The organism is Mariniflexile gromovii, from assembly GCF_017814435.1.
Classification (GTDB): Bacteria; Bacteroidota; Bacteroidia; order Flavobacteriales; family Flavobacteriaceae; genus Mariniflexile; species Mariniflexile gromovii.
The window spans coordinates 1-16380 of sequence record NZ_JAGJCB010000003.1; the positions used below are offsets into that span (position 1 = coordinate 1).

The 16380-nt window shown below is 35.5% G+C and carries 14 protein-coding genes and 2 tRNA genes; 8 read left to right on the forward strand and 8 right to left on the reverse strand.

What is annotated here, in order from left to right; genetic code table 11:
* The coding region (locus tag J8H85_RS03775; RefSeq protein WP_209652834.1) for a transposase at positions 1–621 on the forward strand (621 nt) is incomplete at its 5' end.
* A 52-nt stretch (positions 622–673) separates the two neighbouring features.
* Here J8H85_RS03775 and J8H85_RS03780 read toward each other — a convergent pair.
* The 5 genes from J8H85_RS03780 to J8H85_RS03800 form a co-directional block, all read right to left on the reverse strand.
* On the reverse strand, positions 674–1504 hold the full coding sequence (locus tag J8H85_RS03780) for a DUF4261 domain-containing protein (protein ID WP_245243725.1): 831 nt from the start codon (positions 1502–1504) through the stop codon (positions 674–676).
* A gap of 446 nt (positions 1505–1950) precedes the next feature.
* Positions 1951–2601 (reverse strand): peroxiredoxin-like family protein, encoded by a 651-nt coding sequence (locus J8H85_RS03785; protein WP_209652836.1) that lies wholly within the window; start codon positions 2599–2601, stop codon positions 1951–1953.
* Positions 2602–2683: 82 nt separating this feature from the next.
* Positions 2684–3340 (reverse strand): class I SAM-dependent methyltransferase, encoded by a 657-nt coding sequence (locus tag J8H85_RS03790; protein WP_317194979.1) that lies wholly within the window; start codon positions 3338–3340, stop codon positions 2684–2686.
* 196 nt (positions 3341–3536) lie between these two features.
* The gene (locus J8H85_RS03795; protein WP_209652838.1) at positions 3537–4364 is read right to left on the reverse strand and encodes a cupin domain-containing protein; all 828 of its coding nucleotides are present in this window, start codon (positions 4362–4364) and stop codon (positions 3537–3539) included.
* Between the two features lie 16 nt (positions 4365–4380).
* Complete coding sequence (locus tag J8H85_RS03800; RefSeq protein WP_209652840.1) at positions 4381–4911, reverse strand: RNA methyltransferase; 531 nt, start codon at positions 4909–4911, stop codon at positions 4381–4383.
* 193 nt (positions 4912–5104) lie between these two features.
* Here J8H85_RS03800 and mutS point away from each other — a divergent pair, with 193 nt between their 5' ends.
* The 7 genes from mutS to J8H85_RS03835 all read left to right on the forward strand — a co-directional run bounded on the left by mutS (position 5105) and on the right by J8H85_RS03835 (position 11323).
* Positions 5105–7717 carry a DNA mismatch repair protein MutS gene (mutS, locus tag J8H85_RS03805; protein WP_209652842.1) on the forward strand — a complete coding sequence of 871 codons (2613 nt, stop codon included), beginning with the start codon at positions 5105–5107 and terminating at the stop codon, positions 7715–7717.
* 97 nt (positions 7718–7814) lie between these two features.
* A tRNA-Gly gene (locus J8H85_RS03810) sits at positions 7815–7886 on the forward strand.
* Between the two features lie 29 nt (positions 7887–7915).
* Positions 7916–7999: transfer RNA gene (locus tag J8H85_RS03815), tRNA-Leu, on the forward strand.
* Positions 8000–8479: 480 nt separating this feature from the next.
* Positions 8480–9361: a DnaJ C-terminal domain-containing protein gene (locus J8H85_RS03820; RefSeq protein ID WP_209652844.1), complete on the forward strand. Its 882-nt coding sequence runs from the start codon at positions 8480–8482 to the stop codon at positions 9359–9361.
* Between the two features lie 2 nt (positions 9362–9363).
* Positions 9364–9660: a chaperone modulator CbpM gene (locus J8H85_RS03825; protein WP_209652846.1), complete on the forward strand. Its 297-nt coding sequence runs from the start codon at positions 9364–9366 to the stop codon at positions 9658–9660.
* Between the two features lie 155 nt (positions 9661–9815).
* On the forward strand, positions 9816–10289 hold the full coding sequence (locus tag J8H85_RS03830; protein WP_209652847.1) for a pyridoxamine 5'-phosphate oxidase family protein: 474 nt from the start codon (positions 9816–9818) through the stop codon (positions 10287–10289).
* 146 nt (positions 10290–10435) lie between these two features.
* Positions 10436–11323, forward strand: coding sequence for a universal stress protein (locus J8H85_RS03835; RefSeq protein ID WP_209652849.1), 888 nt, complete (start codon positions 10436–10438; stop codon positions 11321–11323).
* 126 nt (positions 11324–11449) lie between these two features.
* Here J8H85_RS03835 and nagB read toward each other — a convergent pair whose 3' ends face one another.
* The 3 genes from nagB to J8H85_RS03850 form a co-directional block, all read right to left on the reverse strand.
* The gene (nagB, locus tag J8H85_RS03840) at positions 11450–13426 is read right to left on the reverse strand and encodes a glucosamine-6-phosphate deaminase (protein WP_317194983.1); all 1977 of its coding nucleotides are present in this window, start codon (positions 13424–13426) and stop codon (positions 11450–11452) included.
* Entirely contained in the window at positions 13398–14726 is a 1329-nt protein-coding gene (locus J8H85_RS03845; protein WP_209652853.1) for a sugar MFS transporter, read from the reverse strand. The genes nagB and J8H85_RS03845 overlap by 29 nt, the downstream gene beginning before the upstream one ends.
* Before the next feature lie 67 nt (positions 14727–14793).
* Positions 14794–16206 carry a sulfatase family protein gene (locus tag J8H85_RS03850; protein ID WP_209652854.1) on the reverse strand — a complete coding sequence of 471 codons (1413 nt, stop codon included), beginning with the start codon at positions 16204–16206 and terminating at the stop codon, positions 14794–14796.
* Between the last annotated feature and the right edge of the window lie 174 nt (positions 16207–16380).

Genomic DNA, 16380 nt, shown 5'->3' on the forward strand with positions numbered 1-16380 from the left:
TTTGAAAAGAGCAAAAATAAATCCCAAATTGTGGATATTTATCCTGGCAAAAACACAAGGCTATCGGATAAACCATATGATAAAAATACACCTATCAAGGTAAGGTTGGTAAGGATCGAGCTGCGCAAAGGACAAGTTGAAATTTTAATGACCTCTTTGCTGGACAGTAAAACGTACCCTAATTCAATCTTTAAAGAGCTCTATGCCAAAAGATGGGGGATCGAAACATATTATGACGAACTAAAAAACAAACTAAAGATTGAACACTTCTCGGGATACTCAAACCAAAGCATACTACAGGATTTTTATGCAGCGCTTTTCATCAGCAATATCCAAACCTTAATTGTAAGCGAGTTGCATGAGGAAATGGAAAAAGAAAGCAAACAGCTCAAATACCAATACAAAGTAAATTCAAACCTCTCTTATGGCTTTTTAAAGAATAGGGTTTTAGAATTGTTCTTCTCAGAAAACGATATGGAAAAAGTTGTTTTTGAACTAAAAAAATTATTTAAAGAAAACAAAATACCCATAAGGCCAAATCGCTCTTTTGAACGAGATTCAGGAAAATACAGAACTAGAATCAAACCTAAAATAACTAAAAACCAAAAAGATAGCATATGACATTCTCTTAACTTAATGACATTGCGCTCGCACTAGCAGGGGCACAGTATTTTTAATATTCTATTTTCAATGTTTTTCCTTCCAAGAACTTTCCTTTTGATTCGGAAATTTTTAGTTTTTGTTCAGCTGAAATTCCAATCGTTTCTCCATCTTTTAACGTGACATTATAAGCTATAACATAATGAGCTAAATTGAACATCATTTCATTCAATTCTTCAATTGAGTTTCCGGATTCAACAATTTCCATTTCCATTTTACCAAAGTCAGCAAGTCCGTATGTGTATACAGATTGTTTTCCGTTTTCTTTTCTTAAACCGAAGTAAATCCAATTGTATAAAGGAAGGTCTTCTTCGCTCATCATTTCCACATTCGCTTGATAGAAGTCCTTTTTTAGAACTAAAATTCTACCTCCAATATAAATTCCAATTGCTTTGCTATTATTCATTACTGCAGAAGCAATTTTACTATATAACAAGTTTTCTTGAACTGGATTTTTTCCAGCATTCATAATTGATAATACAATATGTCCTCTGTGTTTAGATGTTTCTTCAATTCCGTTTTCCCAGAAATAATTGTATTCAGCTGTTCTTTCAACTTCTCCTTCTGGAATTGTAGCAGGTATATTTGCTATAGCAACATTGTATTCTCCAATTACTAATACAGCAGCTTTGTCATCAGCGTCATTGTCATTTACTTTTAGTTTCCATTTCGCTTTTAATTCATTCACAGTCCCTTTTAAGTCGAATGAATTTGGGTCTTCTAAAAGAACCATTCCTAAAATTGCTGAATTTGTGTTTGATTCAGTCTTTTTTTCTTTTTTTAAAAAGCTAAATAATCCCATTGATAGAATTCCGATTAATATTATGGTTAGTGTTTTTTTCATATTGTGCCTAACAATTGGATATAATCAATTAACTATATCCGTTTTATATCTTCACGAATATAATAAATAATCACTTACAAAATCACTGTTTTTTAAAACCAAAAATTACCGTTTGTCGATTTTTTATAAAACTTTTTAAAGGGTTTTGTTCGAGTCTTGTTCGACATTCCTTCGAGGATTCTTCGTAAAAACCCTTATTTTACGAAGGAATCTCGAAGAATCCTCGAAGGAATGTGGGAGAAAGCCACATTTAAGTCCATTTATATCCATACAAATTGACTTAGAGTAAAGTTGATTTTGGGTTATAAGGTTTCGTAGAAAAGAATCTTCAAAAACGCTTTATGCAGCGTTGTTGTAATACCCAGCTCGTGCAAACAATTTATTCACACCTATTAAGTACAAGCGAGACGCACGCAATAGCAACCTTTGTTATTGATAGTAAATTCTTAAGAAATATTTTTTAAAGCATCAATAATTTCATCAGGTTCGGAGCGGGTTCTGTAATCAACATTCACGTAGTTCCATGTAACCACTCCGTTTGTGTTTATTACAAATGTTGCAGGAATAGGTAGTATGTTTGCATTGCCATTATTGATTTTTTCTAAATCAAGACTTCTATCGGTTCGCATATGTTCCATCAAAAATTCTGGCACTTCCCAAGCAACGCCATATTGTGATGCAACTTTGGCATCTTGATCGGACAATACCATAAATTCCATGTCGCTAATTTCATTTTTTGTCAGTGATCCGTCGGGTACTTGAGGGCTGATAGCCACCAATGTTGCGCCTAGTGCATGGATATCGTTTAATTTTGCTTGTAATGCTCTAAGTTGTAAGTTGCAATATGGGCACCAATCGCCCCGATAAAATGTAACAACAACAGGGCCTTGATCCAATAAGGTTTTTAATTGTATAGGTGTTCCTTCAGGGTTAGGGAGCTCAAAATTTGGAGCTTTTTGTCCAATTTTAATGGCATCGCTTCCTTGTTGGAAGGCTTTTGCTTTACTAATTATATCGTCAACGCCTTTCATGAATTCAGGTTTAGCTTGTCTTCCTGCTTCAATTTTAGCATCGGTTTGTTCTTTTAATGTTTTCATTTTTCTTTTTTTGAAAATCCGTAATCAATTAAAATTATAAGACTTTTTATTGCTGATAAAAGAGCAACAAAAAGTCTTAATATTATATTTTGTACAGCGTTGTAACAATGCGCCCTTTATTGTTTTCTAAAACATGCTCATTTAAAAGGGTTGCTTCTTTAATTTTTAAATGAAAAGGAGCTTCCAGCAAATTAACGCCACTGTTTTGTTTCAGTCGGATGCCTTGTCCGGAAATAACATCTTTGTTTGGTGTAAAGTTTCCCAAAGGCACATGCTCGGTGAGAATGATGTATTTATAAGCTTTTAGTTTTTTAACAACTTGCTGTATTTCTGAATTTGAAATGTGCTGTAACACTTGGCGTAATATGGCGCAGTCGGCATCTGGAAGTTCATCTATTGCTATATCCAAACACTGAAATTCTAGGTTGGCTTCCTTAAAAAGTTTTTTGTTTCTGGCAATTAGGCTTTCAACAATATCAACCGCCATATATTTTTTGGTGTATTTGGTAAGGTGTTTTCCAATGTTAAAATCGCCGCATCCTAAATCGCAAACAATTAAAGATTTGTTATGAGCTTCAAAAAAAGCAATTAAAGCATCTATATAGGGTTTGGTTATTTCCAGATCATGAGAGCCGCTTCCCGAATAAAAATCGAAGTCTTTGCCTCCCCAAAGTTTCAGTTCGTAAATCTGATTCATGGCATCTTTAGTAGGCCAAGGTGTTTTAGCTTTTTTAATCACTTTTATTAAAATTTACCAATAAATGTTTCAATTATTAAGTGTTTTCAAAAGTCAATTATGATTTATAGTGTCAGTCTGAGCTTGTCGAAGACTTTTTTTTGATTACTTTTCAACAAGAACAGTGTGACATATTAACTTTAAATTAAAATTTATAAAGAATTGCACGCAACGGGATTTTTAGTAAAAAAAACACCTTTTACTCGTCTTTTGTGTTGTGGGTTTTTAACCATTCTTCCCCGTCTTTATCTACAAAGAAATCCATCCATACATAGTACATTTCATTACCGGCATTTACACTTACCGAATGGCTAGAGCCGCGTGGAATATGTAGTAAGGAATATGGCGGGAAATCAACCTGGGCTTCATCGGCATAAACGATGGTGTTGTTGTTGGTAAGGCCTAAAAACAATTGTTCTAGCATGCCGTGTACATGGGCGCCAACTTTATCTGGGCCAATGGTTTTAACGGTGCCCATAGCAACCCGTGGGATGTATTTGTTGGGCAAAATAGTTCTGCTGGTGGTTTGCGGACTTTTTATAGGCTCGGTGTACGAGGTGCATTCTATAAATTGTTTAAAATAGATATTATCAACATGCTCTTTGGGGAATGTTTTTATGTCTTCAAGATCAAGTTCTGTTTGAAAAACCGATATTTTAAGGTAATGTAGTGTGTCATTTTCAATAGGTTTAAACGCAATGTCGGTTACATTGTTTGGTAGCATGATGGTTTCAGGAACTATCTCATAGGTTTTGCCACCAGATGTTAATTGGCCATACCCTTTAATGAATAAGTAAATGGTTTTGTGGGCTTTATCATTAGCAACCTTTTTGGTAACAGCGCTTGTAAGGGTAATATGTTCTGTAGTTACTCCGGGTATTTCATTGTTTAAAATAGTTTTGTTTTGTTCTTGTTGGTTTGCTTGCAAATCCATTTTAAGAAATTCAATGGGTATTTCTTGTGTGTTTCCCCAATTGAATGAAAACAATATGGCAATAAAAAGCGAAAAAGTTAATTTAAGTCTCATGTGTTTAGAACCGTTTTTAATATTGTAATTTACTGAATAAATCCCAAACCACAACGCCGCAGCTTACCGAAATATTCAACGAATGTTTGGTGCCGTATTGCGGAATTTCAACCACCATATCACTAGCCGAAACAACCTTTTGTGCAACACCTTTTACTTCGTTTCCAAAAACCAGGGCGTAGGTGGTTTGTGTGTTAGGTATAAAATCGTTTAGCATGGTAGCATTTTCAGCTTGCTCAACAGAAACCACTTTTACACCTTCAGCTTTCAACTTTTCAACTAAAGTAAGCGTGTCTTCCACATATTCCCAAGCAACGGTATCGGTACTTCCCAAAGCGGTTTTGTGTATGTCTTTATGTGGTGGTGTTGCTGTGATGCCGCAGAGGTAAATTTTTTCAACTAAAAAAGCATCACTGGTTCTAAAAACCGAACCAATATTATTCAAACTTCTAATATTATCAAGAACGATGATTAAGGGTGTTTTTTTTACCTCTTTAAAGTCTTCAACACTTAAACGATCTAGTTCGCTATTTTTTAGTTTACGCATATTTTTATTGTGTCATGGCGAGGAACGAAGCAATCTCTCTGTTTTTAGTTCAAATTTAAAGATTATTTCAGTTATGCTTCCTTCGTAATGACGATTATAGATTGTGAATAATTATCAATAACTTCTAAAGTAACCACTTCAAAGAAAATGGAAAAATAGTTACATTAGCAAACTTACTAAAAAACAAAATCCTTTGGCAGCTAAAAGTAAAAAAGAAACACCGTTAATGAAGCAGTATAACGCGATTAAAGCAAAATACCCCGATGCTTTGTTGCTGTTTCGTGTGGGCGATTTTTACGAAACCTTTGGTGAAGATGCTGTAAAGGCTGCTGGTATTTTAGGCATTATTTTAACCAAGCGTGGTGCTGGTAGCGAGAGTGAAATTGAGTTGGCAGGGTTTCCGCACCATTCCATAAATACCTATTTGCCCAAGTTGGTTAAAGCGGGAGAGCGCGTTGCTATTTGCGACCAACTGGAAGATCCAAAATTAACGAAGAATATTGTAAAACGTGGTGTTACCGAATTGGTAACGCCCGGGGTTGCGCTTAATGATGAGGTATTGGTATCAAAATCCAATAACTTTTTGTGTTCGGTGTATTTTGATAAAAAATATATTGGTATTTCGTTTTTGGATATTTCTACGGGTGAGTTTTTAACCTCACAAGGAAATGCGGAATACATTGATAAATTACTTCAAAATTTCAATCCGAGTGAGGTGTTGGTTTCTAAACAAAAGCGTACCCTTTTTAATGAAACCTTCGGAAAAGATTTCCATACCTTTTATATGGAAGATTGGGTATATCAAACCGATTATGCCTATGAAACCCTTGTCAAACATTTCAACACCAAAACACTTAAAGGCTTTGGTATTGAAGATTTGTATGAAGGCATTATTGCATCGGGTTCCATTCTTCATTATTTAGGTGAAACGCAGCATAATAAACTGCAACATATCACTTCCATTTCTAGAATTGCTGAAGATGCGTATGTGTGGATGGATAAATTCACCATCCGGAATTTAGAACTTTACAATTCTACCAACAACAATGCGGTAACGCTTTTAAATATTATAGACAGAACCATTTCGCCTATGGGTGGGCGTTTATTAAAACGTTGGTTGGCATTGCCTTTAAAGAACCTTGATAAAATTAAACAACGCCATGAGGTGGTGCATTATTTATCAAATGAAAACGGCACGCTTCAAAAAATACAAAATCACATTAAGCATATTGGCGATTTAGAGCGCTTAATTTCGAAGGTGGCAACGGCAAAGGTGAATCCGCGCGAGGTTATTCAGCTTAAAAATTCATTGGAAGCTATTGTGCCCATAAAAGCATTGGCAACAAATTGTGATAATGAATCGTTGAAAATTATTGGCGATACGCTTCAAGGTTGCGATGTGTTAAGGGCGAAAATAAAAGAAATGCTTTATGAAGATGCGCCCGTTAATGTGTTAAAAGGGCATACCATTGCACCAGGGTTTTCTACTGAATTGGATGAATTGCGAGGTTTGTCTAAATCAGGCAAAGATTACCTCGACAAGATGCTACAACGCGAAACCGAGCGAACGGGCATCACATCCTTAAAAATAGATTCCAATAATGTGTTTGGGTATTATATAGAAGTACGCAACACGCATAAAGATAAAGTGCCAGAAAGCTGGATACGAAAACAAACTTTGGTAAGTGCCGAACGTTACATTACCGAAGAACTTAAAGAATACGAAGCCAAAATTTTAGGTGCTGAAGATAAAATAATGGCCATTGAACAGCAATTGTTTGCAGAGTTGGTAGGTTGGATGAACCAATACATAAAACCTGTACAACAAAACGCCTTTTTAATTGGGCAATTGGATTGTTTGTGTGGGTTTGCGCAGTTGGCAAAAGACAATAACTATATATATCCTGTTATTGATGAATCGCACGATTTAGAAATAAAAGATGGCCGTCACCCCGTTATAGAAAAACAATTGCCTATTGGTGAAGCCTATATAGCCAACGATGTGTTTTTGGATAGAACCAACCAGCAAATCATCATGATTACGGGGCCTAATATGTCTGGTAAGTCGGCTATTTTGCGTCAAACGGCTTTAATTGTGTTGTTGGCCCAAATAGGAAGTTTTGTGCCAGCAAAAGAAGCTAGAATTGGTTTGGTTGATAAGATTTTCACTAGGGTAGGTGCGAGCGATAATATTTCAATGGGCGAATCAACCTTTATGGTAGAAATGAATGAAACCGCTTCTATTTTGAACAATATTTCCGACAGAAGTTTGGTGCTTTTAGATGAAATTGGGCGTGGTACCAGTACCTATGATGGTATTTCGATAGCTTGGGCCATTAGTGAGTATTTGCACGAGCATCCAGCAAAACCAAAAACATTATTTGCGACCCATTACCACGAACTTAATGAAATGACCGAAACTTTTGGACGTATTAAAAACTACAATGTTTCGGTAAAGGAGTTAAAAGACAATGTGCTTTTTATAAGAAAACTGGTTGAAGGAGGTAGTGCGCATAGTTTTGGTATTCATGTGGCGAAAATGGCGGGCATGCCACAACAAGTTTTGCATCGCGCTAACGCTATTTTGAAGAAATTGGAGAAGTCTCATTCCAGTGAAGAACTTACAGATAAGGTGAAAACATTGGCAGACGATATGCAATTAAGTTTTTTTAATTTAGACGACCCACTATTGGAAAACATAAAAGATGAAATATTACATATTGATATTGATACACTTACGCCAGTAGAAGCGCTTATGAAACTGAATGAAATTAAGCGAATGTTGGTAAAGAAAAAGCGTGCGTAAAAATAATTTCATTTATTTTGTAAAAAGGCTTTGCATTTCTTAGAAAAGTTTTAAATTTGCATCCGCAATAGCAATGTTGCACGTTCATTTAAAAACTGCGAAAGTAGCTCAGGGGTAGAGCATCACCTTGCCAAGGTGAGGGTCGCGGGTTCAAATCCCGTCTTTCGCTCTGAAACTTTCTTAAAAATATACCAAGACGCTGAGGTGGTGGAATTGGTAGACACGTTGGACTTAAAATCCAATGGCCATTAGGCTGTACGGGTTCAAGTCCCGTCCTCAGTACTGAAGCCCTTTCATTTATTTGAAAGGGCTTTTTTTGTTTTTTAACAATGCTATTAGCAGTATTATTAATGGGCCTAAAGTATTTTTCTGATATTTATAATCTGCTTATTACTTCTTTATTTATTGAAAATTATTACTGCTAAATCCTCATTAGAAGCCTTTTTCTTCAATTTAAAGATTAAAAGATCTTTGTTTTATTCTAAATAATTCAGAAATATATTTTCAAAATCTGATTGTTACCGTATATAAATATCATATATAAAGTTTGGTTCTTCAAATTTTTAGATTCCTTCTTAATGGAAAATTCAATTTGAGGGTTGGTTTCTATAGTTGCATTTAATGCTTTTTAAAAACAATCATCTATGAATAATCTAAATGTAAATCGACCAAATATTAATTCTTAAGAGCTAAAAAAATATTTTAAAAAAGCTTAATTTTAGGTGTTAAACATCTTATTTAAAAACCTATAAATAAAACTAAATGGCTTATATAGATTATTATAAAATATTAGGTGTTTCAAAAAATGCTTCAGAAGCCGATATAAAAAAAGCATATCGAAAACTGGCACGTAAATACCATCCAGACTTAAATCCGAACGATAAAATTTCAGAAAAAAAATTCAAGGAAATTAATGAGGCGAATGAGGTTTTAAGTAACAAGGAGAACAGAAAAAAATACGACCAATATGGCGAACATTGGCAACATGCCGAAGCCTATGAACAATCGAAGCAGCAAAATCAGCACAAACAAACCTATCAAGATGCTTCTGGTGGGTATTCTGAAGAAGATTTTTCAGATTTTTTCGAAAGCATGTTTGGGGGTAGGGCATCTAGAAGTAGTAGACAAGTAAAATTTAGAGGTCAGGATTATAACGCAGAATTACAACTAGAGCTGAAAGATGTTTATGAAACACACAAACGTACCTTAACCGTTAATAACAAAAATATCAGGATCACCATACCTGCTGGTGTGGAAAATGGGCAAATTATCAAAATAAAAGGGCATGGTGGCCCAGGCGTAAATGGTGGCCCTCGTGGGGATTTATACATTCAGTTTTCAATTTTAAATCACACCCAATTCAAAAGAGATAAGGACAATCTTTACATTACTGTAGATTTAGATCTTTATAAAGCTTTATTAGGAGGCGAGTTGATGGTTGATACGTTTAACGGTAAAGTAAAACTGAATATAAAACCAGAAACACAAAACGGAACGCAAGTAAAACTTAAAGGGAAAGGGTTTCCTAAATACAAAAAAGAAGGCCAATTTGGAGATTTATATATTACCTATCAAATAAAAACACCAACCAACCTATCAGAAAAAGAGAAAGCCTTAATTAAAGAGTTACAAAAACTACGTTAATAATGGAAACACAAAATTTAATATCAGTACAATTAATTTGTAATCAGTACAATGTTCCAATTTCTTTTATAAATACATTGCAAGAATTTCAACTGGTGGAACTTATAGATGAAGACAACAACCTTTATATCCATACAAAACATATGAATAAAGTTGAAAAAATGATACGGTTACACTATGATCTGGATATTAACATAGAAGGAGTTGATGTTATTTATAATCTACTTAAAAAAGTAGAATCGTTGAAGCAAGAAATTAATGTGCTTAATAACAGGTTAAGGCTTTACGAAGATTTGTAAATGAGTAATAATGAAAGCAACTATTCCATAAGCTTTATTTTTTAAATTCATAAACTGATTAATATCATGGTTTTATGTTTGTAAAATAAATATCTTCCTATTTCAAAAGTGCAAAATAGGCAGTTATGCATACAATCCTTTAAAAAAGTTAAGCCATGATAGCAAATTTAAATAAAACAGAATGCTTAAAAATACTAAGTAGAAATTACATTGGGCATTTGGCATACATATACAAAAATTTACCCTTTGTAATTCCAATTACTTATTATTATGATCAAAAAAACGTAACCGTTATTGGGTATTCAGGTGAAGGGCATAAAACCAAAGCCTTACGGCTGAATAATGCTGTAGCACTCGAGGTTTCAGAGATAACAACCATTAACAATTGGCAATCCGTATTAATACATGGAACGTTTGAAGAATTAGATGGCACTAATGCAAAATCTCAATTGCATGAGTTTTCACAGGGTGTAAAAAAACTTGTTTCAGCAAAAGAAAAAAGGGATGTGAATTTTATTAACGAATTTTCAGGTAAGGTTAATTTTGAAGCAGTTCCTATAGTTTACAATATAAAAATTGAAGAAATAACAGGAAAACAAAGAGAGCCCAAATTAAGAATAGAACGCTAAAATTGGTTCGTTTTTTATAGGTGTCACTAGCTGTGAAATGATTTTTAAAAAAAAGACAAATAAAGGCTTAACTTTCTGTTTTTATGATAATTATCATTTTAAAAAAATAAATATTAACCGAATTTTATAACATTAAAAAAAGTGTTATGAAAACAATTATATATGCAACAGACTGCAGCAAAAATGGATCTTCCTTATTGCGCTACGCCTATCGTTTTAGTTCTATAATGAAAGCAGATTTACATATTTTGCACGTGTATGATTTGCCTCCAATAAACCTTTCAACCATCCATTCTAAGGAAATAATAAGAAAACGTATACATGGCGAGCGGATAGATATGGTAACAAAATACTGTAAAATCCACTTGCAACATGAGTTTAGCCAAAAACTCATAACTATTCATGCCGTAGAAAATGATTCCATTAGTAATAGTATTATAAATCTGTCTAAAAAACTTTCGTCTGATTTGGTTATTCTGGGTATGAAAAACCCCAATAGCAAAAGAGGATATTTTTCTGGTAACATTGCTGATGCTTTATTAGGCAGAATTGAAATTCCTATATTAATAGTGCCAAATGATTTGGTTTACAATAATCTTTCAACAGTGGTTTATGCAAGCGATTTTGAATTGGATGACATATTAGCCATAAAAAAACTTGTAGAAATTGCAAAACCATTTTCTGCACTTGTAGAAGTCATCCATGTATTTGAAACGGAAGATGATGCTTTAAATGATAATATGGAAAGGTTTAAAAATCTTTTGTTAAAAGAAGTTACATACCCGGAAATAGCTTTTAGAGCCATTGCTTCTGGTAAAATTAAATCGGGGCTATTAAGTTTTGTAAAAAAGGAAAATGCTAATATGCTAGGGATGTTGGAACGTACTAACAGTAATAGTTTTAACAACCTATTCCACAAAGATTTAGTAAAAGAATTAGAGGCTGTAGTTTCAATTCCTGTACTCGCATTTAATAAGCAGCATAATAAACCTAAAACCTCAAAAGCAACTATAAACAAAAAGGCACTTGTGTAGTGGTTGTATGAAGCTATAATTAATAAATAGAGGTTTACTGAGTTTAAGTTTCATTTTCACTGCAAATAAAAAAAATAGCTTGGAAAATGTCCAAGCTATTTTTTAATAATAAAAACAACACAATTTTTAGTAATGCCACCTCACAAACGCCTCCATGGCTGCATAGTGCGATAGGCCCAATTCGTGATATAGATCGGCGGTTTCCTTGTTCCTGTCTTCGGCACGTTGCCAAAACTCCCTACTGTCGCTACCTTGAAATACCACGCCATCTTTTTGCGATTGGTGCTTGAAGATGCCTTTTCGTTTTTCCAGTACCTGGTCCGGCCCCATGGGAACGGCCATTTCAATTTCATCAATGCCCCATTCCTGCCATGCACCCCTGTACAGCCAAACCCAGCAATCGTTCATGAACTTTTTGGGCTTTAATTGTTTTACGGCCTCGAAAATAGCGTCCAGACATACTTTATGGGTACCATGCGGATCTGCCAAATCGCCAGCCGCATATATTTGGTGCGGTTTGATTTTTTCTATTAGATCCATGGTAATCTGGATATCCTCTTTCCCCAAGGGTTTCTTTTCAATGGTGCCCGTTTCGTAGAATGGCAGTTCCATGAAATGGATCTGGCTATCGGGAAGGCCCACAAAATAGCATGTAGATTGGGCTTCCCCTTTTCTGATAAGCCCTTTGATGTACCTTACCTCGGGAATATCTATTTCGCTCGCTTTTTTGTTCTTAAGAAACGTTTCGGCCTTTTTGTAAATGTTCTCAGCCTCTTTGTTCTCTATTCCAAATTTATCGTTGTAATCGCACACAAAGCTGGCAAAGCGCAGCGCTTCATCATCGGCAACGGCAATGTTTCCAGAGGTTTGGTAACCTACATGTACTTCGTGCCCTTGTTCCTGCAAACGTTTAAAGGTGCCGCCCATGCTTATAATATCATCATCGGGATGCGGACTGAAGATCAGTACACGCTTTTTGGCAGGTTCGGCACGCTCCGGCCTTTTGCTATCATCCGCATTTGGCTTGCCTCCTGGCCACCCGGTAATGGTGTTCTGTAGTTTGTTGAATATTTTTATGTTGATGTCGTAAGCTGGACCTGAATCGGCCAACAAATCGCTCATTCCGTTTTCAATATAATCGGCATCGGTAAGCATCAGAATAGGCTTTTTCAAATTCAGGGCCAATGATAATACCGCTTTTCTTATAAGTTTGTCCGTCCAAACAATTTTCTCTACCAACCATGGCGTGTTGATACGGGTGAGTTTTGAAGCTGCAGCCTGATCCAGTACAAAAGTGGCATTATTGTGCACTTGCAGATAGGATGCAGGTACCAAGTTGGTTACCGTGTCTTCCACCGAAGCTTTTATGATATTCGATTTGCCTTCGCCCCAAGCCATAAGGATGACCCTTTTGGCTTCCATTATTTTCTTGACACCTAGGGTGATAGCCGTTCTGGGGGTGTTGTTCAATCCTGAGAAATCGCCGCTGGCGGCAACCCTTGTAATATGGTCCAGTGCCACCAATCTGGTTTTTGAGTTTTGTAACGACCCCGATTCGTTAAAACCGATATGCCCATTGCCTCCAATACCGAGTATCTGCAAATCGATGCCTCCCAAAGCCTCAATTTTGGCTTCGTACTGGTTACAGTAATCTGAAATTTCCTCTTTGGGTAATTTTCCATCTGGGATATGGTAGTTTTCAGGCAATATATCTACATGGTTGAACAATTGTTCTTTCATAAAACGCACGTAGCTATTGATGGAATCTGGCTCCATAGGGTAGTATTCATCCAAGTTGAACGAAACGACGTTTTTGAAGCTCAGGCCTTCTTCTTTATGCAATCGGACCAATTCGGCATATAGTCCTTTTGGTGTAGACCCTGTGGCCAAACCCAATATGCAAGGTTGTTTTTGGGCCTGTTTAACCCGTATTAAATCGGCAATTTCTTTGGCAACAGCTTTTGAAGCCATAGAGGAATTTTCAAAAACTATGGTTCCTACGTTCTCAAATCTTTTTTCAAAGCCCGTTGCTTTGTCTATAGTGCTCTTTAACATTTTAGTTTTTTTTAATTTTTTATTGTCTTGACCAACTTTTGTATTTATGTCCCCATACGGCAAAAAACAGGATCAATATATAGCAAGGGATCAATATCCAGTAACTGCTTGTTGATGCCGTGGCCAATGCGTCAACTTCGTTGAGTCCATTTGTGATAAGCTCGTGTTTGTTGGCATCTACCATTCTACCGTAAAGTGGAGGTATAATGGCACCACCCGAAATGGCCATAATCAATAGCGCGGAACCCGTTTTTGTGAATTTACCCAAACCTTCTAGAGTCAATGGCCATACGGCAGGCCAAACCAGGGCGTTGGAAATGCCCAATGCCGCTACAAATAAAACAGAGGTAAACCCGGTTGTAACCAGTATGCATATGCTGAAAACAATGCCCAATACCGCACTGATTTTAAGTGCTGTGCCCTGCTTTAAATATTTGGGTATCAAAACAACGCCCAGGGCATAGGTGCATACCATGGCCAATAAGGTCAACGTGGTGAAAAACTTCGCATCGGCAGCAGGGAAGCCCAATGAAATGCCATAGGCAATGATGGTGTCGCCCGCTATAACTTCAGCACCCACATAAACGAATAGAGTAAGTACACCCAACCATAAATGCGGAAATTGAAAAATACTGGTTTTTGCTGTGCTACCTTCTTTAGGTTCATCAGCTTCCGCTGCTTCCACATGTGGTAATGGGGCTTTTCTAATTAATAAACCTAATATAACTAATACAATGGCCATGATTAAATAAGGCATAAAAACGCTATCTGCCATGGTGTCCAACAGAACGCCTTTTTCTTCAACCGAGGCGGTTTCCAGTTGTTCCTTTACCTTGTCGATACCCGAAAGGAGCAGTGCGCCAAAGATCAACGAACCCAGTGCACCGGCCACTTTATTGGCTATACCCATAATGGCAATACGTTTGGCGCCACTTTCTATGGGGCCTAAAATGGTAATGTATGGATTGGCCGCGGTCTGCAACAGGGTCATACCGATACCTTGGATGAAAATACCTGTTAGGAACACCCAATAGGTCCTTGCTTCGGCCGCGGGGATAAAAACCAAGGCGCCTATGGCCATAATGATGAGCCCTAGGGACATGCCTTTTTTGTAGCCTATTTTATTTAAGATATAGGAAGCGGGCAACGCCATGACCACAAATGAAATATACGACGCTGAGGCCACCAAATACGATTGTGCATCGGTAAGCTCATTGATGGTTTTCATAAAGGGGATCAATGCACCGTTTATCCAGGTAACAAAACCGAATATGAAGAATAAACTCGCTATGATGATTATGGGAACTAAATTGTTCTTTGTGGGTGGTGCGGTTTGTGGTGCTGTCATATAGTTTATTTAAAAATGATTTTAGTACAGTATTGTTTTATTAGTAGTCAATTTATGTTTATTAAAATTAATTATTTTTCATATTATATTCTAAACTGTCACACTTACTTCTCATGTTTTGAAGAACCTTTGAGTAATTGGGGTTGCTTTTTAAATTTTCTAATTGATCAGGATCTTTTTGTAAATCGTGTAAATATTCATATGGTGGATTTTGTTCATAATAATTGACATAAACATATCTTTGCTCATGTATTCCAACATATTTAGGGAGTTTGTCATACTCCATCCTATGTTCAATAAGAAAATTGTCTCGCCATGCCTTAATTTTATCATTATTTAAAATGGGTAAAAGACTTTTTCCTTGATATCGTTGAGGTGTTGATATTCCAGCTATGTCAAGAATTGTTGCTGGAATATCAATATTAAGGGCAACTTTATCGGATGTTTTTACTGAATTCTTATTTGGTATTCGCGGGTCATAAATTATTAAAGGAACTCTTAGAGATTCATCATAGTGCGTCCATTTACCAGCAAACCCCCTATTACCCATGTAATAGCCATTATCCGCAGAATAAATGATTACGGTATTTTTATCTAAGCCTTTTTCTTTTAATGTGCTAATTACTCTATTCATTATATTATCGTATCCACTAATCATACGGAAATAAGCCCTCATATTCGTTTGATATTTTTCTTCCGTATCCCATCTCCAGAAATAACGTTCCCTGTTTAGTGAATTCTTTAAAAAATCAGGATGATTATCATATATTTTAGGGTCAGATAATTTAGGTTTAGGCATTTCTATATTTTCATACATTTTAGCAACTGATTCTGGATACGGGTAATGCCCTATACCAGGACTTAAATTTTTATCAACAGCATGTACAGAATTAAAACTTATAGATAGACAAAAGGGTTTTTTGGAAGTTTGATTTTTTATAAATTCTACTGCTTCATCGCCACGAATTTCATCAGAGTGCTTCAAGGTGCCATCTGACATTGTTTCGAAGTAAGCAGCGTTTTTAAGAGAGGGTTTGAAATAATCAAACATTTCCGTAAGCATGCTATCTTGTATTTCAATGTTTACTCCAAATTTTCCAGTAAAACCAGTAACATATCCGGATTTTTTTAATAAGTATGGATATGAATTTGTGATAAATTCTTTTTTTAGAGGTTTTTTTCCAAAAGTATAATTGTGTTTGGACTCATATAATCCTGTAAGAATGGAAGCTCTACTCGCAGCACAAATTGGCGTAGTAACAAATGCATTTGTAAATACAGTTCCGTTTTTAGCAAGTTGATCAATTGTTGGTGTTTTTACTATGGGATGACCTGCAGAAGAAATAACATCATTTCGTTGATCATCAACTAGGATAAATAAAATATTTGGTTTCTCTTCTTTATAAATAGTGCTATTTTTACATCGACAGAATAGCATTATGATTAGTGAACAAATTAGTGTTTTTAATATATTTTTCATTTTTTATTATTTTATGTCTTTACAAAAATCCTCTAATAAATAGGATGTTTTATAAAATGTAATTAGTCTCTAATTTATTGTTACTTATCATATTATTGCTTGTTTCTAACCCCTCTTGCAAAAAAAAAATGAGCAATCTATTTAGTCTTTGTTTATCTAAAATAATTTACAACT

Bases quoted from the DNA above. Each gene is read 5' to 3' on its own strand.
- J8H85_RS03850 (WP_209652854.1), bottom strand. From the start codon at position 16,206: ATGAAAAATATATTAAAAACACTAATTTGTTCACTAATCATAATGCTA.
- J8H85_RS03830 (WP_209652847.1), top strand. From the start codon at position 9,816: ATGATAGCAAATTTAAATAAAACAGAATGCTTAAAAATACTAAGTAGA.
- J8H85_RS03780 (WP_245243725.1), bottom strand. From the start codon at position 1,504: ATGAAAAAAACACTAACCATAATATTAATCGGAATTCTATCAATGGGA.
- J8H85_RS03795 (WP_209652838.1), bottom strand. From the start codon at position 4,364: ATGAGACTTAAATTAACTTTTTCGCTTTTTATTGCCATATTGTTTTCA.
- J8H85_RS03835 (WP_209652849.1), top strand. From the start codon at position 10,436: ATGAAAACAATTATATATGCAACAGACTGCAGCAAAAATGGATCTTCC.
- J8H85_RS03785 (WP_209652836.1), bottom strand. From the start codon at position 2,601: ATGAAAACATTAAAAGAACAAACCGATGCTAAAATTGAAGCAGGAAGA.
- J8H85_RS03820 (WP_209652844.1), top strand. From the start codon at position 8,480: ATGGCTTATATAGATTATTATAAAATATTAGGTGTTTCAAAAAATGCT.
- J8H85_RS03800 (WP_209652840.1), bottom strand. From the start codon at position 4,911: ATGCGTAAACTAAAAAATAGCGAACTAGATCGTTTAAGTGTTGAAGAC.
- J8H85_RS03825 (WP_209652846.1), top strand. From the start codon at position 9,364: ATGGAAACACAAAATTTAATATCAGTACAATTAATTTGTAATCAGTAC.
- J8H85_RS03845 (WP_209652853.1), bottom strand. From the start codon at position 14,726: ATGACAGCACCACAAACCGCACCACCCACAAAGAACAATTTAGTTCCC.